The sequence below is a fragment of the Allofournierella sp. genome (assembly GCF_048388525.1).
In the GTDB taxonomy this organism is placed as follows: Bacteria; Bacillota; Clostridia; order Oscillospirales; family Ruminococcaceae; genus BQOK01.
On sequence record NZ_DBGCTQ010000034.1, the window covers coordinates 1 to 22995 of the forward strand.

A 22995-nucleotide genomic window follows, 5' to 3' on the forward strand; every position below is an offset into this window, starting at 1 on the left:
GTGGTGCACTGCTTTATCGACGCGCTGGGCGGCCGCGTTGCAACCGACCGCTCGGCCCGGCCCCATTGCCTGGTCAGCCCGGTGCACACCGCCACCCTGGGGCATCTGGCCGGGGTAATCGGCAGCTTTATGCAAAACCGCGCCACCCGCGAGGCCCCGCTGCTTGCGCCGGGCAGCCTGGAAAAAAAGCTCTATTCCACCTGGCTGTCCTACCTGCCGGCGGATAAATTCAGCTACCCGCTGCCCATGCACTGTGACGCCCGGGGCAGCTTTACCGAGTTTTTGCGCACCCCCGAGCGGGGCCAGATGAGCGTGAACATCTCAAAGCCCGGCGTTGTGAAGGGCAACCACTGGCACCACTCGAAAAACGAGAAATTTTTGGTGGTGAGCGGCGAGGCCGTGATCCGCTTCCGGCAGGTGGATTCCAGCGAGGTGATCGAATACCGCGTTTCGGGCAGGCAGCTGGAAGTGGTGGACATCCCCACCGGCTACACCCACAACATCGAAAACGTGGGCAAAACAGACCTCGTAACCCTCATGTGGGCCAACGAGCCCTTCGACCCGCAGGCTCCGGACACGATCTTTCTGGAAGTATGAGCGCGGGCGCGCAATGAGAACAAAGGGGATTTGAACGTGAACAAGCTGAAACTCATGACCATCGTGGGCACCCGGCCCGAGATCATCCGCCTGGCGGCCGTGATCAAAAAATGCGATGTATACTTTGACCAGACCCTGGTGCACACCGGCCAGAATTACGACTACACCCTGAACGGGATCTTTTTCAGGGATCTCGGCCTGCGGCAGCCGGACGTATATCTCGACGCAGTAGGGGCAGATCTGGGCGAAACCATCGGCAACATCATTGCCAAGAGCTACAAACTCATGGCCCGGCAAAAGCCGGACGCCCTGCTGATTTTGGGCGACACGAACAGCTGCTTGTCGGCCATCAGTGCAAAGCGGCTGCACATCCCCATCTTCCACATGGAGGCGGGCAACCGCTGTTTCGATGAGTGCCTGCCCGAAGAAACCAACCGCCGCATCGTGGACCACATTGCGGATGTGAACCTGTGCTATTCCGAGCATGCGCGCCGCTACCTGAACGCTGAGGGCACTGCCAAAGAGCGCACCTATGTGACCGGCAGCCCCATGGCGGAGGTGCTGCACGCAAACCTGGAAGCGATCCTCTCCAGCAAGGTGCTGCAGGAACTGGGCCTTGCGCCAAAACAGTACATCCTGCTCTCGGCCCACCGGGAGGAAAACATCGACACCGAGAAAAACTTTTTGAACCTTATGAACGCGGTGAACGCCATGGCCGAGGCCTACGGCCTGCCCATCCTTTACTCCATGCATCCCCGCAGCAAAAAATTCATCGAGGCGCGGGGCTTTTCGTTCCACCCGCTGGTGCGCACCCACACCCCGCTCGGTTTTCACGACTACAACCATCTGCAGATGAACGCCTTTGCGGTGGTGAGCGATTCCGGCACCCTGCCCGAAGAGAGCAGCTTTTTCAACTCCATCGGCCGCCCCTTCCCTGCCGTCTGCATCCGCACCTCCACCGAGCGCCCCGAGGCGCTGGACAAGGGCAGCTTTATCCTGGCGGGTATCACCACCGAGCAGGTGCTGCAGGCAGTGGACACCGCCGTGGAGATGGTAAAAAACGGCGACAACGGCCTGGACGTGCCCAATTATGTGGACGAAAACGTGTCCACAAAGGTGGTCAAGCTGATCCAAAGCTACGTGGGCGTCGTGAACAAGATGGTCTGGCGCAAATATTGATTGTCTGCGCCAGGCCCACGGCTTCCGGGCGCTTTCCATCCATTTAAAAAAGGCGGTGGCCCCCATGCAAAAAAGAATACTGGTGGTCACCCAGCACTTCTGGCCCGAGACCTTCCGTGTGAACGACCTGGTGGAGGGCTTTGTGCAGGACGGCCTTGCGGTGGACGTTCTGTGTGGGCTGCCCAACTACCCGGCGGGCGAGTGGTTTGCCGGGTACCGATACTCCGGCCCCCGCAAAGAGAGCTACAAGGGTGCGGCGGTGTACCGGGCGGGCGAGGTGCGGCGCAAGGGCAACGGCGGGCTGCGCATTTTTTTGAACTACGTGAGCTGGCCGTTTTTTGCGCTTTTTAATTTGTGGCGGCTGCCGGGCGGCTACAGCGCGGTGCTGTGCTACAACACCAGCCCGGTGCTCATGAGCTTTCCCGCGCTGGTGTATGCAAAGCTGCACCGCGTTCCCTTTACAAACTACGTATTGGACCTCTGGCCCGAAAACCTGTACAGCGTGCTGCCGGTAAAAAACCGGTTTCTGCGGCGGGCTGCCCGGGCGGTGAGCGACTGGCACTACCGCCGTGCGGACAAGCTCATCGCCATGAGCCCCTCGCTGAAAGAGCGCCTGCTGCAGCGTGCCAAAAAGCCCGAAGCCGCGGTGGCGGTCATTCCCCAGCACTGCGAAGATTTTTACGCCGTGCCCCTGCCGGACCAGGCGCTGGCCGCGCGCTACGCGGGCCGCTTCAACCTGGTGTTCACCGGCAATTTCAGCCCGGCACAAAGCCTTCCCACCGTGATCCGGGCCGCGGTTACGGCCCGCGCCGCAGGCGCGGAGCGTTTGCAGCTGGTGCTGGTGGGCGACGGCATGAGCCGGGGCGAGCTGGAAGCGCTGGTGCACGAGCTGGGCGCGGAGGGCACGGTGAGCTTTGCGGGCAGTGTGCCCCCCGCAGATATCCCCCGCTATACCTCCTTCGCTGCGGGTCTCGTGGCCAGCCTGTCGGCCAGCCCGGACCTGGGGCTCACGGTGCCCGCAAAGCTCGCCAGCTACATGGCGGCGGCAAGGCCCCTGCTCGCCAGCATGGACGGCGAGGGCGCGGCGGCGGTGGCGGCCAGCGGCGGTGGGCTCACAAGCCCCGCACAGGACGCCGCCGCTCTGGCGGAAAACATGCTGGCGCTGTACCGCATGAGCGAGGCCGGGCGGGCCGAGCTGGGCCGGCGGGCTTTTGCCTGGTACCAGGCCCATTACCGCCGCCGGGCCGTGCTGGACGCGCTGGAAAACTTTATTCTTTGAGGTGCCGCTTTTGAAAGTTTTGGTCATTATCCCCTGCTACAACGAGTCGCAGAACATCTGCCAGGTGGTGGAAAACCTGCGGGCCGCCTGCCCGCAGGTGGATTACCTGGTGGTGAACGACTGCTCCACCGACAACAGCGTGGAGATCCTGCGGGCCCAGGGCTACAATTACCTGGACCTGCCGGTGAACCTGGGCATCGGCGGCGGCGTGCAGTGCGGCTACCGCTATGCCCGCGAGCACGGCTATGACGTGACCGTGCAGATGGACGGCGACGGCCAGCACGACCCCGCCTACCTCGAGGCGGTCATTGCCCCGGTGGCCGAGGGCCGGTTCGATATGTGCATCGGCAGCCGCTTTATCACCAAAGAGGGGTTCCAGACCAGCTTTTTGCGGCGGGTGGGCATCCGCTTTTTGAGCGGGATGATCTGGCTGCTCACCGGCCGGCACGTGCGGGATGTGACCAGCGGCTACCGGGCCTGCGGCAAAGCGCTCACCAACCTGTTTGCCGACCAGTATGCCCAGGATTACCCCGAACCGGAGGCCATCCTGCGCTCAGTGGTGGCGGGCTACCGGGTGGGCGAGGTGCCGGTGGTCATGGCCGAGCGCCAGGGCGGCGTTTCCAGCATCCGGGCCTTCAAAAGCATTTACTACATGATCAAGGTCAGCCTGTCGCTGGTGATCTACCGGCTGAGCTTCACAAAAAAGCGGAGGTGATACGCGTGGATCAATTGCTGTATCCCGTTTTGCTGGCGGGCGATTTGGTCTTTCTGTTTTTGATCTTCCTGTTTGTCAAGCACGGCAGGCTCAGCGTGCGTTACAGCCTGGCCTGGTTCGGCCTGGGGGGCGTCTTGCTGGTGTTTGCCGCATTCCCCGTGGTGGCAAAAATGCTGCGGGCCCTTCTTCACTTTGAGGTAGTGGCGAACCTGGTATTCACGCTGCTGTTCTGCTTTGTGCTGCTGGTGCTGCTGATCCTCTCTGCTGCCGCAAGCCAGCACACCGAGCGCATCAAGCGCCTCACCCAGCAAAGCGCCATGCTGGAACAGCGGGTGCGCCTTTTGGAGCAGCGGCTGGAGGCCCTGGAGGAAAAGGCCGAGTGAACGGCCGGGCGTTTGCGGTCCCGGCGCGGTGCGGGCAGGTCCCTGCGGCATCCCCCCGGCACAATGCTCCGGCATAAAACAGGCATGAGGTGGAAGTATGGATTTTAATTCGCTGATTTTTTTGGGCTTTTTTGCGGGGGTCGCCGCGCTCACCTATTGTTTCCCGCGGCAGGCAAAGCCCTATTTTTTGCTGCTGGCCAGCTATGCGTTTTATATGTACAAACCCCAGAACGCCCGGTTGGTGGTGCTGCTTGTCAGCGCCACCGTGGTCACCTATTGCTGCGGCATTGCCCTCGGCAGTGAAAAGCTTCGGAACAAATGGGCCCGCCGGGCCTTTTTGTGGCTGGCGCTTTTGTGCTGCGGGGGCATTTTATTTTTTTACAAATACTTCGGCTTTTTCAGCCAGCTCTGGGCCGACCTGGCAGGGGTGTTCGGCGGCCACATCACCGCCGGTGCCCTGGACCTGGCGGCGCCGCTGGGCCTTACCTACTTCACCTTCCAAAGCCTGGGCTATGTGTTCGACGTGTACCGCGGCAGGCAAAAGGCGGTTTTGAACCCGGTGCACTACGCATTGTTCGTGAGCTTTTTCCCCTGCATCTTCACCGGCCCCATCGAGCGGGCAGGGCATCTGATCCCGCAGTTTTCAAACCCCGCGCCCTTCAGCTACTCCCGCATGGCGGGCGGCGCGTTCCGCATGCTGTGGGGCTACTTCAAAAAAATGGTCCTGGCCGACGGGCTGGGCGTGTTCGTGAGCGCGGTGTTCGCCGCCCCGGAAAAGGCTGCGGGGCCCTATCTTTTGGCCGCCAGCCTTTTGTTCAGCTGCCAGCTGTACCTGGATTTTTCGGGCTGCTGCGACATCGCCATCGGCGGCGCGCGCATCCTGGGCTTCGATCTCACCGAAAACTTTCAGCGGCCCTTCGCCGCCACCAACTACTCGGATCTGTGGCGGCGCTGGCACATCAGCCTTTCCTCCTGGTTTCGGGACTATGTGTACATTCCCATGGGGGGCAACCGCTGCGCCTGGTGGCGGCAGGCCCTGAACCTGATCGTCACCTTCCTGGCCAGCGGCCTGTGGCACGGCGCCAGCTGGGGGTATGTGATCTGGGGCGCGCTGAACGGGCTGATCCTGGTGATCGGCAAAAACACCGCCGGGCCCCGGGCGGCCCTGGCACGGCACAACCCACTGTACCGCTGGGGCCCCTTAAAGCGCCTGATCCAACGGGTATGCGTGTACGGCCTGTTCACCTTTTGCATCGTTTTCTTTGCGGCCGACCTGTACGGCGGCAGCGCGGGCGCGGTGTTCGGCGGCCTTTTTTCGGGTTGGGATCTCTCCTGGCAGGCACTGCTGGCAGGCTTTGCCGGGCGCGGGCTCGACCTGACCGTGTTTATGGTGAGCGCCGCGGGCATCCTGCTGGTGGAGGCGATCGAGCGTTGCGGCCCGGTGGCCGAGTGGATCCGGCGGCGGTGGTTTTTTGTGCGCTGGCCGCTCTACTATCTGCTGGCGGCGGCGCTGCTGTTTTTCGGCGCGTTCGGCAAATCCGCCTTCATTTACCAAAACTATTAAGGGGGGCGCCGCATGAACAAACTGAAACACGCTCTGCGCTTTTGCCTGGTGCGCTTTTTGACCCTTTTGGAGATCGCGCTGAAAGCCTGCCTGTTTTTGCCCATTCCCCTGTTTATGGTCTGGTTCAGCTATAAGGTGGATATCAGCGGCCTGTTCCAGGGCGAACTCGCCCCCCGCGAGGTGGCAAACATGCTGCTGGCGGGCGACACGGTGTCGAACTACGAACAGATGGACGAGCGGCAGATCCTGGAGCTTTACGTGCAGAATCTGCCCGAGGCCCAGGTGCCGGACACCGTGGCCCTGGGCTCCAGCCGGGTGATGCAGCTCAGCGGGGCCATTGTGGGCGGCAGCTACTACAACGCGGGCATGAGCGGCGCCGGCGCCATGGATGTGATGAACGCCTGGTATCTGTTTGAGCGGGCGGGCAAGCTGCCGAAGAATCTGATCCTCTGTGTGGACCCCTGGATGTTCAACGGCGTTTCGGCCTCCGACCTGAACAAAAAGGCCGACCCCGAGCTTTTCGCCGAATTTTTGGAAAAAGCGCTGGGCCTGGCCAGCGATTACGAGGAACCGGACCAGCTGGAAATCTGGAAGGCCCTGGTGGATCCGGCCTACTTCCAGGGGAACGTGAAGTATTATCTCAAGCAGCGCCAGACCGGCCAGCACGAAACCGAGGACGGCGAAACCATCCCTTTCAAGGCCATGACCGGCAGCCTGGAAAGCCTGGATTTCTCGGTAAAATTTTCCGACGGCAGCATCTATTACCCCATGACCTTCCGCAACTGGGCGTACGAGGAGGTCATGGCGGAGGCGCTGGCCCAGGCGGGCACCATTTCGGCCATGCACGGCTTCGACACCATGGATCCCTATTGGACCGACCTGTTCGACCGGTTCGTGCGGCACGTGCAGGCCAAGGGCGTGAACGTGGTGTTCCTTCTCACCCCCTACCACCCCTTCATCTGCCTGCATGTGTATAATAACCCCCAGGGCCTGACCGGCTTTTTCGAGGTGGAGCCCTGGCTGCGGGAGTACGCGGCCGGCCGCGGCATCCCCCTGTACGGCAGTTACCACGCAGGGCGCGCCGGCGTGCTGGAGCCCCTTTTCTTCGACGGCATCCACTGCCGCCCCCAGGCGCTGGAGCTGATGTTCCCGGGCATCCAGGCGGCGGTAAAGGGCGAGCGCACCGCCTATGAAACCCTGTATCTGCAGGAATACGGCGATGTGGCCAACACCAAAAACGCCCTGATCGGCTACGACCCGGACTGTGTGGTGCCAAACGAGGAATGGTACAAGTACGCCAGCACCGTGACCTGGGCCCAGCTGAACGCCCGGGCCGCCGGGTCGGCTGACGCGGCGGGGGCCTGAGCGCTCCCCGCCAAAAAATCTTTTTTCAGCGGTTGACAAAATGGCTTTAACGCGCTAAAATAGTAGCAGTTTGAATAAAGATGCGCTGAAGGGGAAAAAGCGCGTGTCACAGCGTTTCAAGAGAGCCGCCGGGTGGTGCAAGGCGGCAGCGCGGCGCGCGTATACTGGCCCCCGAGCACCCCGGCCGAACAGAGCGTGTTCCCAGTAAGCCAGGGCGGTATACCCCGCCGTTATCCGGGGCGCGGTTCGCAAAAGGCTTTTTGCCGACCGTACAGAGTGGCTGCTTTCGGCAGCAACGAGAGTGGTACCGCGGGAGCTTTTCAAAATCAAGCTTGAAAGCCCTCGTCTCTCAAGGCAACGCCTTGGGGGACGGGGGCTTTTTTTCGTGTTCCGGGGCAGCGCAGCCGCAAGGAGGGCATTTTTTATGATGGACGTGACCAAGTACGGCGTGGGGTATTACCCCGCCCCCAAAAGCGAATACCGCTGGGTCCATAAGGACCACATCGACAAGGCCCCGGCCTGGTGCAGCGTGGACCTGCGGGACGGCAACCAAAGCCTGATCGTGCCCATGAGCCTGGAAGAAAAGCTGGAATTCTTCGGCCTGCTGGTGAAGATCGGCTTCAAGGAAATCGAGGTGGGCTTCCCCGCCGCCAGCGAAACCGAGTACGAATTCCTGCGCACCCTCATCGAACAGGACCTGATCCCCCCGGACGTCACCGTACAGGTGCTCACCCAGTGCCGGGACCACATCATCCGCAAGACCTTCGAGGCCGTGCAGGGCGCGCCCAGCGCCGTGATTCACTTCTACAACTCCACCAGCGTGGCCCAGCGCGAGCAGGTGTTCAAAAAATCAAAAAGCGAAATCAAAAAGATCGCCACCGACGGCGCGGCCCTGGTCAAACAGCTGGCCGCCGAGTACCCCGGCAACTTCCGCTTTGAATACAGCCCCGAAAGCTTCACCGGTACCGAGCCGGAGTACGCGCTGGAGGTGTGCAACGCGGTGCTGGACATTCTGGAGCCCACGCCCGAAAAGCCGGTCATCATCAACCTGCCGGTCACGGTGGCCATGAGCATGAGCCATGTGTACGCCAACCAGATCGAATATATGAGCGACAACCTGAAATACCGCGACAGCGTGGTGCTGAGCCTGCACCCCCATAACGACCGGGGCTGCGGCGTGGCCGACACCGAGCTGGCCCTCCTGGCCGGCGCCGACCGGGTGGAGGGCACCCTGTTCGGCAACGGCGAGCGCACCGGCAATGTGGACGTCATCACCCTTGCAATGAACCTGTACACCCACGGGGTGGACCCCCACCTGAATTTTTCAGACATGCCCGCCATCGTGGAGCTGTACGAGCGGGTCACCCGCATGCATGTGTATGAGCGCACCCCCTATGCGGGCGCGCTGGTGTTCGCCGCTTTCTCGGGCAGCCACCAGGACGCCATTGCCAAGGGCATGAACTGGCGCAAAGAACACGGCCTGCACCAGTGGACCGTGCCCTACATCCCCGTGGACCCCACCGACATCGGCCGCACCTACGACGCGGACGTGATCCGCATCAACAGCCAGAGCGGCAAGGGCGGCATCGGCTATCTTTTGCAGCAAAAGTTCGGCTACGACCTGCCCCCCAAAATGCGCGAGCACTTCGGCTATACCGTCAAGGCCGTTTCCGACCACGCCCACAAGGAGCTGCCGCCCGAGGAGGTGTTCGGGGTGTTCCGCAGCACCTACCTGAACAAGCAGAGCCCGGTGAGCGTGCAGGAAGCCCACTTCATTCAAAAAAGCGGTATTTTTGCGGTGGTGACCGTCAGCGTGAACGGCCAGGCGCGGGAATGCTCCGGCCAGGGCAACGGCCGGCTGGACGCGGTGTGCAACGCGGTAAAGGCCGCCTGCGGCATGGATTTTACCATCGAAACCTATTCCGAGCACAGCCTGGAGCACGGCTCCACCAGCGAGGCCGCGGCCTACGTGGGCCTGCGCTGGGCAGACGGCTCCACCACCTGGGGCGCCGGCACCGATACCGACATCATCCAGGCGGGCGTCAAAGCGCTGGCAAGCGCCGTGAACAACAAATAAGGAGGGACGACCCATGGGAATGACCATGACCCAAAAAATCCTGGCCGCCCACGCGGGGCTGGCCAAGGTGGAGGCCGGGCAGTTGATCCGCGCAAGGCTGGACCAGGTGCTGGGCAACGACATCACCACCCCGGTGGCGATCAACGAATTTGAAAAGGCGGGCTTTGACAAGGTGTTCGACAACGCCCGCATCAACATCGTGCTGGATCACTTTGTGCCCAATAAGGACATCAAGAGCGCCCAGCAGTCCAAGCAGTGCCGGGAGTTCGCAAACAAATACGACATCCTGAATTTCTTCGACGTGGGCCGCATGGGCATCGAGCACGCGCTGCTGCCGGAGCAGGGCATTGTGACCGCCGGCGACTGCATCATCGGGGCCGACAGCCACACCTGCACCTACGGCGCGCTGGGCGCCTTTTCCACCGGCGTTGGCAGCACCGACATGGCCGCCGGCATGGCCGCCGGCACCTGCTGGTTCAAGGTGCCTGCCGCCATCCGCTTTGTGCTGAACGGGCGCTTTTCGCCCGCGGTGAGCGGCAAGGACCTGATCCTGCACATCATCGGGAGGATCGGGGTGGACGGGGCGCTCTACAAGAGCATGGAGTTCACCGGCCCCGGCGTGGGCAGCCTTTCCATGGACGACCGGCTGTGTGTGTGCAACATGGCCATTGAGGCGGGGGCCAAAAACGGCATCTTCCCGGTGGACGACGTCACGATCGGCTACATGACCGGCCGCAGCCGGCGGCCCTGGGCTGTCTACGCGGCCGACCCGGACGCGGAGTACGACGAGACCATCGAGATCGACCTCGCGGCGCTGGAGCCCACTGTGGCTTACCCCCACCTGCCCGAGAACACCCACACCGCCGCCGAGGCCCAGGCACAGCGCATCCCGGTGGACCAGGTGGTTATCGGCAGCTGCACCAACGGCCGCCTGGAGGATATGGAGGCCGCCTGGCAACTGCTGCGGGGCAAAAAAATCGCCAGCGGGGTGCGGGGCATCATCATCCCCGGCACCATGGCGGTGTATAAGGAGTGCATCCGGCGCGGCTGGGCCGAGGCGTTTATCGACGCGGGCTGCATCGTTTCCACCCCCACCTGCGGGCCATGCCTCGGCGGATACATGGGCATTTTGGCCGAGGGCGAGCGCTGCGTTTCCACCACCAACCGAAACTTTGTTGGCCGCATGGGCCACACCGGCAGCGAGGTGTACCTGGCCAGCCCTGCCACGGCGGCGGCCAGCGCCCTGACCGGCTTCCTCACCGACCCGCGCACCATCTGAAACAGCCGCAGCGAAGGCCGCTTTTAAGCCCTGCTGCCCCGCAGGGGCGGCAGGCAGCGCCGTTCGGATCAGCTTTTTATAAGGAGGCACAAACAATGCAAGCCACCGGCACCGTACATAAATACCCCGACAATGTGGATACCGACGTGATCATCCCCGCCCGCTACCTGAACAGCCAGAACGCCCGGGAGCTGGCCGCCCACTGCATGGAGGACATCGACAAGGACTTCGTGCACCGGGTAAAGCCCGGCGATATCATGGTGGGCGGCTGGAATTTCGGCTGCGGCTCCTCCCGTGAGCACGCGCCCCTGGTGATCAAAACCAGCGGCGTGGCCTGTGTGGTGGCCAAAAGCTTTGCCCGCATCTTTTACCGCAACGCCATCAACATCGGCCTGCCCATTCTGGAGTGCGAAGGGGCCAGCGAGGCCATTGCCGCGGGCGACGAGGTGAGCGTGAATTTCGACACCGGCCTCATCACCGACCACACCACCGGCCAGACCTTCCAGGCACAGCCCTTCCCGCCCTTTATCCAGCAGATCATCGCCGCGGGCGGGCTGATGAACAGCATCAAACAGCAGTGAGGAGCAGCAACATGGAAAAAACGATCGCAGTGATCCGGGGCGACGGCATCGGCCCCGAGATCGTAAACGAGGCCATCAAGGTACTGAACAGGATCGCGGCAAAATACGGCCATACCTTCCGCTATGTGGAGGTGGACATGGGCGGTGCCGCTATCGACAAATGGGGCGAGCCCCTGCCTGCCGCCATGCTGGAGCGGTGCCTTGCAGCCGACAGCGTTCTGCTGGGTGCGGTGGGCGGCCCCAAGTGGGACGGTCTGCCCGGCGATCAGCGGCCGGAAAAGGGCCTTCTCGCCCTGCGGGCGGGCATGGGCCTGTATGCCAACAACCGCCCCGCAAAGCTTTGGCCCCAATTGGCCGCCGCCAGCCCCTTAAAGCCTGAGATCGTGCAGCAGGGCATCGACTTTGTGGTGGTGCGCGAGCTGATCGGCGGGGTGTACTTCGGCAGCCACACCACAAGCCAGGAAAACGGCGAGGCCAAGGCCACCGACGTGATGAGCTATTCCGAGCACGAGGTGGAGCGCATCGGCCGTATCGCTTTTGAAACGGCCCGCAAACGCCGCAAAAAGGTGGCCAGTGTCGACAAGGCCAACGTGCTGGACACCAGCCGCCTGTGGCGCCGGGTGATGCACCGGCTGGCCGAAGAATACCCGGACGTCGCTTACAGCGATGTTCTGGTGGACAACGCCGCCATGCAGATCGTAAAGGATCCCAGCCAGTTCGATGTACTGGTCACCGAGAACATGTTCGGCGACATTTTGTCGGACGAAGCCAGCATGATCACCGGCTCCATCGGCATGATCCCCTCCTCCTCGCTGGGCGAGGGCAGCCGCGGCCTGTATGAACCGATCCACGGCTCCGCGCCCGATATTGCCGGGCAGGACAAGGCGAACCCCATCGGCACCATTCTGTCGGCGGCCATGCTGCTGAAATACAGCTTTGACCTGGACGCCGAGGCCGCCGCCATTGAGGCGGCGGTGGGCGCCGCGCTGGATGCGGGCCTGCGCACCGGCGACATGCTGGCCCCCGGCTGCAAGCCCGTGCGGTGCAGCGAGATGGGCAGCGCCATCGCAGACTTTCTGTGAGTCTCCCCCTGCCACCACCAAAAGGGCGCTTCCGGCTTTGATGCCGGGAGCGCCCTTTTTTTCGTTCAGCCCCCGGGTGCTGGGGCAGCCGCTTCGGCGTTTGCCGCGGCAGGGCAGGCGGCGCAGCGCACGCGGCGCGCCCCCGTGCCCGCCTGCGGGGGCTGCTTTGCCGCCCACAGCAGCCGCTGGGTGCACAGGGCCAGCCCCGCCGCCAAAGCTGCCTGTGCCAGCAGCAGGCCCTTGGCCTGTACCTCCCGCAGGGTGGGCGGCAGGCTGAACCACTCCTCACCCTGCGCCGCCAGCCGCTGCGCAAGGCCGATCCAAAAGCCAAAGTCGCTCCAGCGGCCGGGCAGCAGCCACCCGGGCACAAGGCCCAGCAACAGGGGCAGGGCCAGGGCCGCCCCCACAAGGGCCAGCAGCCAGAAGCTCTGCCGCGCAAGGGGCGGCCAGCTGCGGCTCCAAAGCGCCAGGCGCACCAGGGCCGCCAGCGCCAGCACTCCCGCCGGCAGCCAGGCGGCCAGAACGGCCAGCGAAACCAGCCCCTCGCCATACACCATAAAGTCCGGTGCGCCAAGGCCGCAGTTCTGGGCAAAAGCGCGGGCCTCCTCGGCCGTCAGGCCGGCCGCCGCCAACTCCACGGCAGTAAACGCGCCGGCAGCAGGGCTGCTGGCGGCCAGCACAAGCGCCTTTCTTTCGCGAAAGACCCCGCGCACCGTGCGCACCGCCCCCTCCACCTCCAGCCGCTGACCCACCGCATCCAGGCTGCCCCATAGCTGCCAGGCCAGCGCCCCGCTCACCGCGCAGCCCGCCTCGTCCCACGGGCCGGGGGCCGTGCCCGCCAAATATTCGCCGGGAAACACCTGCGCTGCCTCGCCCCAATACCAGAGCACTCCGGCATCGGCAGCCTGGGCCGGCCCTTTCAGCGCGGTGGTTCCCTGCCTCCAAAAGGTGGGGCTCACCGTCTGCTCTCTCTGCGCACCGGCCGCATCGTCCAGCGCCGCCTCCACCTGTCCGGCCGTGAGGGGCCGGGCATACCGCAGGCTCAACGGCGCGGCATAGAGCCGCCCAAGCCGGGCGGCGCCTCTAAAGGCCAGCAGCTCCAACACCGCGAAAGCCAGCATCCACAAAAGAACCGGCAGCCGGCGGCCCGCCCGCGCGCTCATGCCGCCACCCGCACCCGGTCACCGGGCCCCACCGCCCGGCTGGCCGAGGCGATCACCGCGTCGCCCGGCTGCAGCGCACCGCTCACGGCCACCAGGTCGTCGCCGGCCCTTTCCACCGTGACCGGCAGTTTTTCCACCAGGTTCTGCAGCCCCAGCACCGTGTTTTGCCGGCGCACCAGCAGCACATAGGCGCCGCCCGCGCTGTAATGCACCGCGCCGGGGCTCACACAGCAGGCAGCCTCGGTGCGGAAAAGTGTGAGCTTCACCTCTGCGCTGCCCGCTTTCCAGTTTTGGTCGGCGGGCAGGGTGAGGGCGGCTTTGGCAGCGCCCCCCTCCCCTTCCACCAGCACGGGCAGCGCCAGCGAAGCCTTGGTCTGCCCCTGCGTCACCTCGGCCTGCGCGCCCTCTTTCACCTGCTTTGCCTGTTCCGGCGTGAGCTCCAGTTCCAGCCTGTACCCCGCCTCTGCGCTGGCCAGCAAGCCTGCGGCGGCGGCGCTGGGCTGGCCGGGCACAAGCTCCAGCCGGGTGAGCAGCCCATCCTGCGGCGCAGTCAGGGTGCAGCCCGCTGCAAGCAGCGCTTGCAGCGCCTCGTTCGCCTTTTTCTGCTCGCTCACCTGCACCCGCACCAAAGCCGCCTCCGCCGCGTTTGTTCCGGCGGCCTGCTTTGCATCCTCCACGGCCTGCAGGTAGGCGCGCTTTGCCGCTTCCAGCGCAAGGCGCGCCCGGGTCAGCGCCTGCTCGGCGGCCCGGCACGCCTCGTCATCGGCGTCGTCGTCCGCCATCAGGCGGTCATATTCCTCCAGGGCCCAGCGCTCGGCGTATTGGGCCTCCTCCAGCCCGGCAGCGTCCACCGGCGCTTCGCGGCCAAGGGCCGCCAGCTGTGCGTTCAGCTTTTGCAGCTGTGCTTTCCCCTGGCGCAGGGCCAGTTTCACCTCGCCCTCGTCAAAGGCGGCGATGGGCTGGCCCGCCGTAAGGGTCTGGCCCGGCTGCGCCAAAAGGCTCTGCACGGTGAGTCCGGCCGGGCAGCCCAGAGGCAGGCTGGCCAGAGGTTCCACCACACCGGCCAAAGCCTCGGTGCGCATTACGCTGCCCCGCCGCGCGCTCTCCAGCGCCACAACCGGCATCAGCGCCCCCGCGGCGCCCCGGGCCACCAGCGTGAGCACCAGCACCGCCGCGAAAAAGCGCAGCACCCGCCCCAGTGCGCGGGCCTGCTGTGGGTCGCCGGGCTGCGGAAGGCGCCAGCGGCGCACAGCGCGCAGCACCCGCTTGATGGTTTGCATTCCCTTCACTCCTTCACCCCGCTGGCCTGGATGCCCAGCTCGAGATATTTTTGGCCGAATAAAAAAATGAGCGCCGCCGGGGCCAGCATCATCAGGCTGGCCGCCATGCACAGGCCCAGGTTTTCCGCGTTGATGCGGGGCAGATAGAGCGCCAGCGGCCAGATGCTCTGGTCCTTCAAAAACACCATGGGCTGCTCCACTGCGTTCCATGCCTCCAAAAAGCCCAGCACCAGCGCCGCCAGGATGCCCGGCGCGCCCAGCGGCAGCCCCACCCGCCAAAAGATGGTAAAATTCCCTGCCCCGTCCAGCGAGGCCGCCTCCAGCAGCGCCCGGGGCACTGCGTCAAAACCGCGGGCCATAATAAACACCGGGAACGCCGAGAAGGCCCCCGGCAGGATGATGGCCCACACGGTGTCCATCAGGCCGAGTCGGTATAATACCAGGTAACTGGGCACCATGGTCACCTGAAAGGGCAGCAGCATGAGCGCCATATACAGCGCCGTGAGCGCCCCCCGCCCCCGAAAACGCAGCCGCGAGAGCGCCCACGCCGCCGGCGCCCCCACCAGGAACTGCCCCAGTACCTGGGGCATCACCTGGGCGCAGGTGTTCCAAAACATCACAAAGAATTCCGGCGTGTCCAGCAAAAGCTGGGCCAGCGGCTCCAGGGTGGGCCAGCTGGGCAGCAGGGTCCAGGCGGCGCTGCCCGCGCGGCCGGTGAGTACCGGCCCCAGCAGGGTGTCCAGCTCGTCCAGCGGCATCAGGCTGCCGCCGGCCATGAACCACAGCGGCCCCCACACCAGCAGCGCCAAAGCTGCCAGCAGCAGCCAAAAGAACGGGTGGGCGCGGCGCTTCATTCCTCTCCCTCCCTTCGCAGCAGGTGCTGCCACAGCAGAATAACGCCCAGCAGCGCCAGCGCCACCAGCACCGCGGCAGCGGCCAGGCGGCCCATGTCCAGCTTTAAAAACCAATTGTTGAACAGATGCTGTAAAAGGTAGATGCTGTCGCTCTGGGGGTAGCTGCCCGCCACCAGATACGCCTCCCTGAACACCTTGAAGGTGTTCAGCAGGCTCAGCACCGCGGTCAAAAACAGGGTGGCGCTGAGCTCGGGCAGGGTGACGCGCCAAAAGGTGATCCAGCGGCCCGCGCCGTCCACGGCGGCGGCTTCGTACACGCTCTCGGGGATGCCGTCCAGCCCCGCCAGCCATAAGATCATATCGTAGCCGCTGTTTTTCCAAAGGTAGGTGCCAATGAGCACCCAAAAGGCCGCCCCGGTGCCCATAAAATCCACCGGGGCCAGGCCCAGGCCCGAAAGCGCGGCGTTTACCAGGCCGTTTTGGTGGAACAGCGCCTGCCACAGCAGCGCGATGCTGGCCACCGGCACCGCCATGGGCAAAAGGTAGCTGGTCTTGAACGCCCGGCCCGCCGGGCGCACCGCCCGAACCAGCAGCGCCAGCGCAAGGCTTGCGGCCAGCAGCAGCGGCAGGCACACACAGATGAACCGGGCGGTGTTTTTTGCCGCCAGCTGAAACGCCGTGTTGCCCAGCACCGAGCGATAGTTCTCAAGCCCCAAAAACACAGTTCCCGGGGCATTTGTAACGCTGCGCCGCACGGTCTCGGCCAGCGGCAGCAAAAGCAGCAGCCCCAGCCCAGCCGCGCTCGGTGCCAGAAAGGCGGCGGCCGCCGCCCCCTCGCCCCGGGCGATCTTTTTCCTGGCTGCAAGGTTTCTCACGGCAACCGCCTCCTTTTTCGCAAATCTTGGATGCGTTTTACCGCTGCTCGGCCAGATACAGCCCCACCGCCTGCTGGAACTGGGCCGCTGCGCCGTCCATATCCGTCCTGCCGGTACACAGCGCTTTCACAGCCTCATAGGCCGCCTCCGTCACTGCGCTGGGCACCAGCATGGGGCCGGTGAGCTGCGCCAAAAGCGGGGTGGGGTCATACAAGCTCTCCTGCAAATCAGAGGGATCAAGCATTTCGGCCAGCGCTGCCAGCTGCGCGGCCATCCCGGCCTTGGTGGTGGGCATACCGGTTTCCAGCAGGGTATTCTGCACCTCGCTGCCCAAAAGAGTCTGCACAAAGGCTCCCGCCTCCGCCTGGTGGCTGCCGGCGCTGTTCACCCCTGCCAGCACCTGGGGTAGGTACGCGCTGCCCGCAAGGCCGGGGAAAGGCCGCACCTCGCCCGGGCCCCCGGGGCCGCCCTTTGCCGCATAGGCGGCGGCAAAAGTGTTTTCCAGCAGCATGCTGCCCATCTGCGCGCTGCCCGTGTTGTAGCTGAACATCTCGCTGCCGAGGATATAGGAGACGTTGCCGACCGACATCGCCATCGAACCGCTGCTGACCCTGTCGCCTCTTGCCGCAAGCTTGTAGCGCTGGTCGATGGCGGCCATCGCCCCCGCAAACCGGCGGAACGCCGCATCGTCGGCCGCGCCGTCCTCTGGCAGCACCGCCGGGGCGCTGGCCGCCCACATAATCTCAAACGCATTGCGCAGGGTATCAAAATACAGCACCGGCCGCTCTTCGGGGAGCCGCTTTTCAAACACCCCCTCGCCATTCGGGCCCGGCTGCCAAGGCACCGGCCCTGCCGCCATCAGCGCGGCCAGCTGTTCCAGATCCCGCGCCTGGTCCAAAAGTGCGGCGTCGCCCGCCAGGATGGGAAGCGCGAACTGGGCGGGTAACATGCACAGCTTTTCCCCTGTGCAGAAGGGCTCCACGAACACCGGCTCAAAGGCCGCCGGATCCACAAGGCCGCTCAAGTCCGCCAGCATCCCGTTTTTCGCCAGGCTCGCGGCGGGCAGCCCGTCCAGAATGAGCACATCCGGCCCCTGGCCGTTCAAAAGCTCGGTGTTCAGGGCGCGCACAGCGTCCTCGGCGGTCTGGCCGGTGCCCTCTGGCAGCGCGATCTCCAGGGCCACGTCCACCTCCGGGTGCTCCCGGTGATATTGCCGCACGGCAAGGCGCAGCATCTCATGGTCCTCCAGGCTCCACACCCGCAGGCGCAGGGCGGCCTGGGCGGGCGCCGTTTCGTCGAACCGGTAGCGGCAGAGCGTCTGGCCTGTGCTGCCCTGCAGCAGCATCACAATGCACTCGTCGCCGAGCACCTGCAGGCCCTCCACGCTCATGGTGGGGTCGCCAAAGGTAAATTCTCCGCCCTCCAGCAGCACCTGGGGCAGGTTCCCGCCAAAAGCGGCCTTGCGCAGGCCGGTGCCGTCCAGAACATACAGCTCGCTGCCCAGCGCGGCCATACCGAGGGCCTCCTCCGGGAACAGGCCCTTGCCGTCCATCGTCTCGCGGGTGGCGCCGGTCTCAATGTCCACCGCCTGGCAGCCCTGGGCGTAATCCCGCACGTACAGCGTGCCGCCGTCCGCGGCCGCCTGGTATGCGTTGCCCAGATCGGCGACCAGCGCGCCCTGCGCGTCACAGATCAGCGCGCCCTCGCCCACGATGCTGGCAGAGCCGTCGCTCACCTCAAAAATGCTATAGTCGATGTAGGCCCGGTCCGCCCCCAGGGCGACCAGCTTGGCCGACATAAACACGTTTTCTTCCGTTTCCTGCGCGGCCGCGGCAGTTTGCTCCAGCAGGGCTATCTTTACCTCTGTCACCTCGCCCTGCGGGGTCACACGGTAGACCTGCCCCTGGCGGGTCGCCGCCCAGATCGTGCCGTCCGGCGCATGATCGGCATAAGTGGGCGGGACCTCCATCTGCCCCAGCCATCTAAGCGGCGTTTCCTTCCAGCTGTCGCCGCCGTCGGCCGAGTCCCACCGAACCGCGTTTTTAAGATCCAGCACGACCAGCGAGCCGCCCTCCCCCTTGCACAGGATCGCCTGTTCCAGGCTGGGGCTGCCGGGCAATTCCAGTTCTTCCTCCACAAAGCGGCCCATCGCCGGGCCGCCCGCGGGGCCGCTGCTGGTGGGTTTTACCGCCACACAGGCGGTGAACAAAAGCGCGGCCGCCAACAGGGTGCAGCCTGTCTGCCTTATTTTTTTCCACATATCAATTTTCCCCTTTCAAAGTGTCTGGGGCCAGTATACCGCCCCGTTCCTAAAATTTGCATGGGAGCGATTTTAGGAAAATTTGAGCCGGCAGGTGTATAATGAAGTTATACAATTTAAAGGGAGACAAGCTTCATGCGCATTTTACTGGTGGAGGACGACGAGGCCCTGCGGGGCGCGGTGGAATTGCAGCTGCGCAGCCAGGGCTGGCAGGCGGATGCCTGCGGCCGGGGCGACGATGCGGAATATTACTGGCGGGAGGGCGGCTACGACGCGGTGCTGCTGGACCGGATGCTGCCGGGCCTGGACGGCCTGACCCTTTTGCGCCGCATGCGCGCCGGGGGCGACGCCACCCCCGTGCTGCTGCTTACCGCCCTGGCGGACATCGGTGCCCGGGTGGACGGGCTGGATGCCGGAGCCGACGACTACCTGCCCAAGCCCTTCGACATGCGGGAGCTTCTGGCGCGGGTGCGGGCGCTGGGCCGCCGGGCGGGCGCCGGGGCTGAAACCCTGACCTTTGGCGATCTGACCTGGCTGCCCGCCAGCCTGCTGCTCACCGGCGGGGGCGGCCAGTGCACCCTCACCCGCAAGGAGGGCGAACTGCTGGAGGCGCTGCTGCGCCAAAAGGGCGGGGCGGTAAGCCGCAGCGCGCTGTTCGCGCGGCTGTGGGGCGCGGGCGCGGATGTGGACGACGCGTGCCTCGACACCTATGCCTATTATCTGCGTCGCCGGCTGCGGGCCGTGAGCGCACGGGTGAGCCTGCTAACAGTGCGCGGCGTGGGCTACCGGCTGGCGGAGGATCCATGTTAGCGGCCCTGCGCCGCCGGCTGTGGCTGCTCATGGCCTGCCTCACCGGCGCGGTGCTGGCGGCGGCGCTGTTTGCGGCCTGCCGCATGGCCCAGGGCCAGCAGCGCCAGGCCGGCAGCGCCGCTTTTTTGCAGCTCTGCGGCCAGCTTGCCCAGCAGATCGAAAGCGGCGCCGCGCTGCATTCCGGGCAGCTTGCCCGGTTCGAAGCGCAGCACGCGCTGGTGATCCGGATCACCGACAACGGGTTCCCCGTGTCCATCCTGGGGGGGTGGCTCGAGCCCCGGGAAAAGGCGGCGCTGCTCGCCCAGGCCGAGGGGCAGGCCCCTGCCCCCCTGCCTTTGTTCGGCGCCGCCCAGCCCTGGCAGTTTGAATGGAACGGCCAAAACTACCGGGCGCTTGCCGCCCGTATCCCCATGGCCCGGGGCGCCTGCGAGCTTCTGCTTTTGCAGGACCTCGCAGCAGAACAAAAGGCGCTGCGCTGGACCGCGCTCACCTTTTTTGCCCTGTTCCTGGGCGGGCTGTTCATGCTTTGCGTTGTCAGCCGGATGCTGGCGGGCCTGGCCGTGCGGCCCACCGCCAAAAGCATTCAGCGCCAGGCGGATTTTGTGGCAGCGGCCGGCCACGAGCTGCGCAGCCCGGTGGCGGCCGTTCGGGCAAACCTGGAGGTGATGGCCGGCGCTTCGCCCCCCGAAGCCGCCCGCTGCCGGGCCGCCGCCCTGGCCGAAACAAAACGCCTGGGCCGGCTGGTGGAGGACCTGCTGGTGCTGGCCGGTGCAGACGCCGCCCGCCTGCGCTGGGCCCCCGGCCCGGTGGACGCGGACAGCGTGCTGATCGAGGCTTGCGAACGTTTTCGCCCTTTGGCGCAGCAGCAGGGCCTGGGGCTGGAACTGCAGCTGCCCGAGGCGCCGCTGCCCCCCGTACGGGGCGACGCCGAGCGCCTGCAGCAGATCCTTGCGATCCTGCTGGAAAACGCCCTGCGCTATGCGCCGCCCGGCAGCAGCATCGGGCTTTTGGGCGAGGCGGCGGGGCGCTGGGTGCGCTTTTCGGTGCAGGACCATGGGCCCGGCGTGCCGCCGGAGGCCCGGGCGCACATCTTCGAGCGTTTTTACCAGGCGGACCCCAGCCGCACCGACACCGGCCACTATGGGCTGGGCCTGTCGGTGGCGGCGGAGCTTGCGGCGCTGCACCAGGGCCGGTTGACCGCGGCCGACGCGCCGGGCGGCGGCGCGCTGTTCACCCTGGAGCTGCCGGTCAAAGACTTTTAAGCCTGCCCGGTGCCCCAAAGCGGCCTGTCGCCTGGGGGGTGGTGTTTTGCCTATCCCTGTTCCGCCAGATAAAGGCTCAAGGCCTCCGCTGCCGCGGCCGCAGCCTGTTCCGGCGCGTCCTCCCCGGCGCAGCGGGCCAAAACGCTTTTCACCTGCCAGTCGCTCTGGATCGGGGTGGTCCCCTGTTTTACCAGGGCCGCCACATCCCCGGCGGCCAGCGGCGCTTTTACCGCCTCGCCGCCGGCCAGCTGTTTTTCCAATGCTGCCCGTTCCACCGGCAAGCCGTCGCCCAGGTGGGCCTGTTGTATCTCAGCGCTCAAAAGGGTGTCTATGAATGCCAGCGCTTCATGGGGAAACGCCGTGGAGGCGTTTACGCCCGCCAAACACACCGGCGTATACAGCCCCTCGGCCGTGCCCGGCCGGGCAACCGCGCGCACGCGGGCCGTGAACTGCCGGTTCAGTTCGCCCCCGTCGCCCTGCAGCGCGTAGGCGTGATTGAAGGCAAGCATATCCGTGTCGGCCAGCTCGCACCAACCGATCGCCGCCCCCATGCCGAACTCATACAGCTCGTCTCCCACCACAACGCCCCCATCAATCCCGGTTTGGTTTGCCTCGTTCTCGGCGGGCAGGCCATAGGCCTCGCTCACCACCTGCAACTGGCGATACATTTCGGTGAGGGCCGCCTCGTTCAGCGCGCCGCCCTGCACCAGCACCGGTGCGTACAACGGGTAAAGGAATTCAAACAGTGCTGCCCGGCTGATAAAGCTCATGGCATATTGCCGCTCTTCCGGGCGCTGTTCGTAATAGTTCTCGCTGCTGCCGTTCATGCCGGCGGGCCGGGCGGGCATGGTCAATATCTTATCCACCACTGCCTGGGGGCTGTCAAGGCCTGCCAAGGCTTCCTCGGTACCCAGCAACAGCGGCAGGGTAAAGCGGGCGGGGATGGCCCAGCGATGGCCCGGTTCTTCAAACGGGGCCAACAGATTTTGCTGCAGGTTCTGTGTTTTTATGGCCTCCAGGTCGGCCAGCAGGCCTTGGTCGGCGTATTGGCGCCAGGGCAGCCCATCCAGGATCAAAATGTCCGGGCCGCTGCCGGCCAGCAACGCAGTGTTCAGCGCCGTCACCGCGTCCGCCCAATCGGCATCGCCCGCGTCCTGCCCCAAGGCGGGCTGCCAGACCACGGCCACCTCCGGGTGGGCACGCTCATAGGCCAGCAGCGCCGCGCGCACACTAGGCTGATCCTGCAGCGACCAGACCACCAGTTCCGCTTCTTTTTTTGCCGGAAGCGTCTCATCAAAACGGCAGTGTACAAAAAAGCTGCTCTGCCGGTCCGTTTCCCTGTCCCGCACCGCCAGCAGCAAATCCCCGCTTCCGCTCACTGCCAGCCCATAAACGTAGCTGGACGGCCCACCGAATGCGCGGCCGCCGCCTTCGAGCACCGTTTCCACCAGCGTGCCGCCCGCCGCGGCGCGGTATACCCCCGAGGCGTCGGCAAAATAAAGCAGGTCTTCTTTGGTGGCGGTCAGGGCAAACGAGCCGCTCACATTCAGCTGTGCCCCCAACCCAGCCTGCAGTTCGCCCCCGCGGTCGTACACCTCCAGCAGCCCTGCCTGCGAAAGGCAGAACACGTGCTCGGCATTCGCCGCCATGCCGCCGTACCACCCCTCGGGCAGGGCCGCCTGCCCTATGATCTCCCCATTCTCCAGGTCCACCACCACAAAAGCATATCCCGAATAGGCAGCGCCCGGCATTTCCTCCTCCATCTCTACCATGGGCATATATTCCACAAACAACGCATCTTCGCCCATAAATCCAATGGCCTCCACCAGCCCTCCCTCGAGTGCAGGCAGCTCCCACTGCGTTTCCTCTTCCCCCTGTGCCAGAATCAGCCGGGTAGTGTTTTCCGCCGTGCGCTGTGTATAGGCGATCCGCCCTCCCTGTGCGGCCGCGGCGGTGAGGTAGCTTTCTGGCTTATGAAAGGTGCCGCGGATCTCCAGCGCGCCTTCCCGCTCCGCGCAATCGTACAGGTTCTCTTGGTCGCTCACAAAAAAGTGCGTGTCGCTGCCGGCTGCGCCTACCCCCAGTGCAAAGCTCCCTTCCGACAAACCCGAGGGGTCAAGCCGGGTCTCCACCCAGCGGCCCATCGCCCTACCCTGCCCCTGGCCTGCCGTGGGGGCTGTGCTGCCGGCCGGGGCAGAAGGCTGCCCTTTGCAGCCTGCGGCGCTCACCGCCAGCGCCGCACAGAGCAGGGCGGCGATTATTCTGCGTTTTATTTTCATGGTCACATCCCTTCCTTTCAAACCCCAGCATATCACACGGTTTCTTGAAAAGTCCTTGAAAAAAGCTTCTTTTTTCAAGGATGGTTCAAGCTGGGTGGTGTATAATGAGAG

At 65.0% G+C, this 22995-nt stretch carries 18 protein-coding genes and 1 pseudogene; 13 read left to right on the forward strand and 6 right to left on the reverse strand.

The window, feature by feature from the left end; genetic code table 11:
• The 11 genes and pseudogenes from ACMLHZ_RS02925 to leuB form a co-directional block, all read left to right on the forward strand.
• A pseudogene (locus ACMLHZ_RS02925) lies at positions 1-597 on the forward strand (capsular polysaccharide biosynthesis protein CapF); the annotation flags it as partial.
• Positions 598-633: 36 nt separating this feature from the next.
• Positions 634-1776: a non-hydrolyzing UDP-N-acetylglucosamine 2-epimerase gene (gene wecB / locus ACMLHZ_RS02930; protein WP_418666311.1), complete on the forward strand. Its 1143-nt coding sequence runs from the start codon at positions 634-636 to the stop codon at positions 1774-1776.
• 64 nt (positions 1777-1840) lie between these two features.
• Positions 1841-3055 (forward strand): glycosyltransferase family 4 protein, encoded by a 1215-nt coding sequence (locus ACMLHZ_RS02935; RefSeq protein WP_418666312.1) that lies wholly within the window; start codon positions 1841-1843, stop codon positions 3053-3055.
• A gap of 10 nt (positions 3056-3065) precedes the next feature.
• Positions 3066-3770 (forward strand): glycosyltransferase family 2 protein, encoded by a 705-nt coding sequence (locus tag ACMLHZ_RS02940; RefSeq protein ID WP_418666313.1) that lies wholly within the window; start codon positions 3066-3068, stop codon positions 3768-3770.
• Positions 3771-3775: 5 nt separating this feature from the next.
• Positions 3776-4153 (forward strand): DUF2304 domain-containing protein, encoded by a 378-nt coding sequence (locus ACMLHZ_RS02945; protein WP_418455834.1) that lies wholly within the window; start codon positions 3776-3778, stop codon positions 4151-4153.
• Between the two features lie 97 nt (positions 4154-4250).
• Positions 4251-5717, forward strand: coding sequence for an MBOAT family O-acyltransferase (locus ACMLHZ_RS02950; RefSeq protein ID WP_418666314.1), 1467 nt, complete (start codon positions 4251-4253; stop codon positions 5715-5717).
• A 12-nt stretch (positions 5718-5729) separates the two neighbouring features.
• A complete protein-coding gene (locus tag ACMLHZ_RS02955; protein WP_418666315.1) occupies positions 5730-7082 on the forward strand; it encodes a hypothetical protein in 1353 nt (450 codons plus the stop codon).
• A gap of 424 nt (positions 7083-7506) precedes the next feature.
• Positions 7507-9159: a 2-isopropylmalate synthase gene (locus ACMLHZ_RS02960; RefSeq protein WP_418666316.1), complete on the forward strand. Its 1653-nt coding sequence runs from the start codon at positions 7507-7509 to the stop codon at positions 9157-9159.
• 13 nt (positions 9160-9172) lie between these two features.
• Positions 9173-10438 carry a 3-isopropylmalate dehydratase large subunit gene (gene leuC / locus ACMLHZ_RS02965; RefSeq protein WP_418666317.1) on the forward strand — a complete coding sequence of 422 codons (1266 nt, stop codon included), beginning with the start codon at positions 9173-9175 and terminating at the stop codon, positions 10436-10438.
• Positions 10439-10533: 95 nt separating this feature from the next.
• On the forward strand, positions 10534-11019 hold the full coding sequence (leuD, locus tag ACMLHZ_RS02970) for a 3-isopropylmalate dehydratase small subunit (protein ID WP_418666318.1): 486 nt from the start codon (positions 10534-10536) through the stop codon (positions 11017-11019).
• A gap of 11 nt (positions 11020-11030) precedes the next feature.
• A complete protein-coding gene (leuB, locus tag ACMLHZ_RS02975) occupies positions 11031-12101 on the forward strand; it encodes a 3-isopropylmalate dehydrogenase (RefSeq protein WP_418666319.1) in 1071 nt (356 codons plus the stop codon).
• 65 nt (positions 12102-12166) lie between these two features.
• Here the strand turns inward: leuB and ACMLHZ_RS02980 are convergent, their stop codons facing one another.
• Genes ACMLHZ_RS02980 through ACMLHZ_RS03000 form a run of 5 tightly spaced genes read right to left on the reverse strand, consistent with a single transcriptional unit; the run spans position 12167 to position 18533 of the window.
• On the reverse strand, positions 12167-13264 hold the full coding sequence (locus tag ACMLHZ_RS02980; protein ID WP_418666320.1) for a hypothetical protein: 1098 nt from the start codon (positions 13262-13264) through the stop codon (positions 12167-12169).
• Positions 13261-14544, reverse strand: a complete 1284-nt coding sequence (locus ACMLHZ_RS02985; RefSeq protein WP_418666321.1) for an efflux RND transporter periplasmic adaptor subunit — start codon at positions 14542-14544, stop codon at positions 13261-13263. Before ACMLHZ_RS02985 ends, ACMLHZ_RS02980 begins: the two co-directional genes overlap by 4 nt.
• Before the next feature lie 5 nt (positions 14545-14549).
• The gene (locus ACMLHZ_RS02990) at positions 14550-15398 is read right to left on the reverse strand and encodes a carbohydrate ABC transporter permease (protein WP_418666322.1); all 849 of its coding nucleotides are present in this window, start codon (positions 15396-15398) and stop codon (positions 14550-14552) included.
• The gene (locus ACMLHZ_RS02995) at positions 15395-16273 is read right to left on the reverse strand and encodes a carbohydrate ABC transporter permease (RefSeq protein ID WP_418666323.1); all 879 of its coding nucleotides are present in this window, start codon (positions 16271-16273) and stop codon (positions 15395-15397) included. Before ACMLHZ_RS02995 ends, ACMLHZ_RS02990 begins: the two co-directional genes overlap by 4 nt.
• A 37-nt stretch (positions 16274-16310) precedes the next feature.
• A complete protein-coding gene (locus tag ACMLHZ_RS03000; RefSeq protein ID WP_418666324.1) occupies positions 16311-18533 on the reverse strand; it encodes a hypothetical protein in 2223 nt (740 codons plus the stop codon).
• A gap of 135 nt (positions 18534-18668) precedes the next feature.
• Here ACMLHZ_RS03000 and ACMLHZ_RS03005 point away from each other — a divergent pair, with 135 nt between their 5' ends.
• Together ACMLHZ_RS03005 and ACMLHZ_RS03010 are read left to right on the forward strand one after the other, a co-directional pair.
• Positions 18669-19343, forward strand: coding sequence for a response regulator transcription factor (locus ACMLHZ_RS03005; protein WP_418666325.1), 675 nt, complete (start codon positions 18669-18671; stop codon positions 19341-19343).
• The gene (locus ACMLHZ_RS03010; RefSeq protein WP_418666326.1) at positions 19337-20605 is read left to right on the forward strand and encodes a sensor histidine kinase; all 1269 of its coding nucleotides are present in this window, start codon (positions 19337-19339) and stop codon (positions 20603-20605) included. The genes ACMLHZ_RS03005 and ACMLHZ_RS03010 overlap by 7 nt, the downstream gene beginning before the upstream one ends.
• A 50-nt stretch (positions 20606-20655) precedes the next feature.
• On the opposite strand, the gene ACMLHZ_RS03015 is transcribed toward ACMLHZ_RS03010, so the two are convergent.
• Complete coding sequence (locus ACMLHZ_RS03015) at positions 20656-22884, reverse strand: extracellular solute-binding protein (RefSeq protein WP_418666327.1); 2229 nt, start codon at positions 22882-22884, stop codon at positions 20656-20658.
• Between the last annotated feature and the right edge of the window lie 111 nt (positions 22885-22995).

What these genes read in the sequence shown, in the direction of transcription:
- leuC (WP_418666317.1), top strand. Translation starts at nt 9,173, where the DNA reads ATGGGAATGACCATGACCCAAAAAATCCTGGCCGCCCACGCGGGGCTG.
- ACMLHZ_RS02990 (WP_418666322.1), bottom strand. Translation starts at nt 15,398, where the DNA reads ATGAAGCGCCGCGCCCACCCGTTCTTTTGGCTGCTGCTGGCAGCTTTG.
- ACMLHZ_RS02980 (WP_418666320.1), bottom strand. Translation starts at nt 13,264, where the DNA reads ATGAGCGCGCGGGCGGGCCGCCGGCTGCCGGTTCTTTTGTGGATGCTG.
- ACMLHZ_RS02955 (WP_418666315.1), top strand. Translation starts at nt 5,730, where the DNA reads ATGAACAAACTGAAACACGCTCTGCGCTTTTGCCTGGTGCGCTTTTTG.
- leuB (WP_418666319.1), top strand. Translation starts at nt 11,031, where the DNA reads ATGGAAAAAACGATCGCAGTGATCCGGGGCGACGGCATCGGCCCCGAG.
- ACMLHZ_RS03005 (WP_418666325.1), top strand. Translation starts at nt 18,669, where the DNA reads ATGCGCATTTTACTGGTGGAGGACGACGAGGCCCTGCGGGGCGCGGTG.
- ACMLHZ_RS03015 (WP_418666327.1), bottom strand. Translation starts at nt 22,884, where the DNA reads ATGAAAATAAAACGCAGAATAATCGCCGCCCTGCTCTGTGCGGCGCTG.
- ACMLHZ_RS03000 (WP_418666324.1), bottom strand. Translation starts at nt 18,533, where the DNA reads ATGTGGAAAAAAATAAGGCAGACAGGCTGCACCCTGTTGGCGGCCGCG.
- ACMLHZ_RS02985 (WP_418666321.1), bottom strand. Translation starts at nt 14,544, where the DNA reads ATGCAAACCATCAAGCGGGTGCTGCGCGCTGTGCGCCGCTGGCGCCTT.
- ACMLHZ_RS02950 (WP_418666314.1), top strand. Translation starts at nt 4,251, where the DNA reads ATGGATTTTAATTCGCTGATTTTTTTGGGCTTTTTTGCGGGGGTCGCC.
- ACMLHZ_RS02960 (WP_418666316.1), top strand. Translation starts at nt 7,507, where the DNA reads ATGATGGACGTGACCAAGTACGGCGTGGGGTATTACCCCGCCCCCAAA.
- ACMLHZ_RS02935 (WP_418666312.1), top strand. Translation starts at nt 1,841, where the DNA reads ATGCAAAAAAGAATACTGGTGGTCACCCAGCACTTCTGGCCCGAGACC.
- leuD (WP_418666318.1), top strand. Translation starts at nt 10,534, where the DNA reads ATGCAAGCCACCGGCACCGTACATAAATACCCCGACAATGTGGATACC.
- ACMLHZ_RS03010 (WP_418666326.1), top strand. Translation starts at nt 19,337, where the DNA reads ATGTTAGCGGCCCTGCGCCGCCGGCTGTGGCTGCTCATGGCCTGCCTC.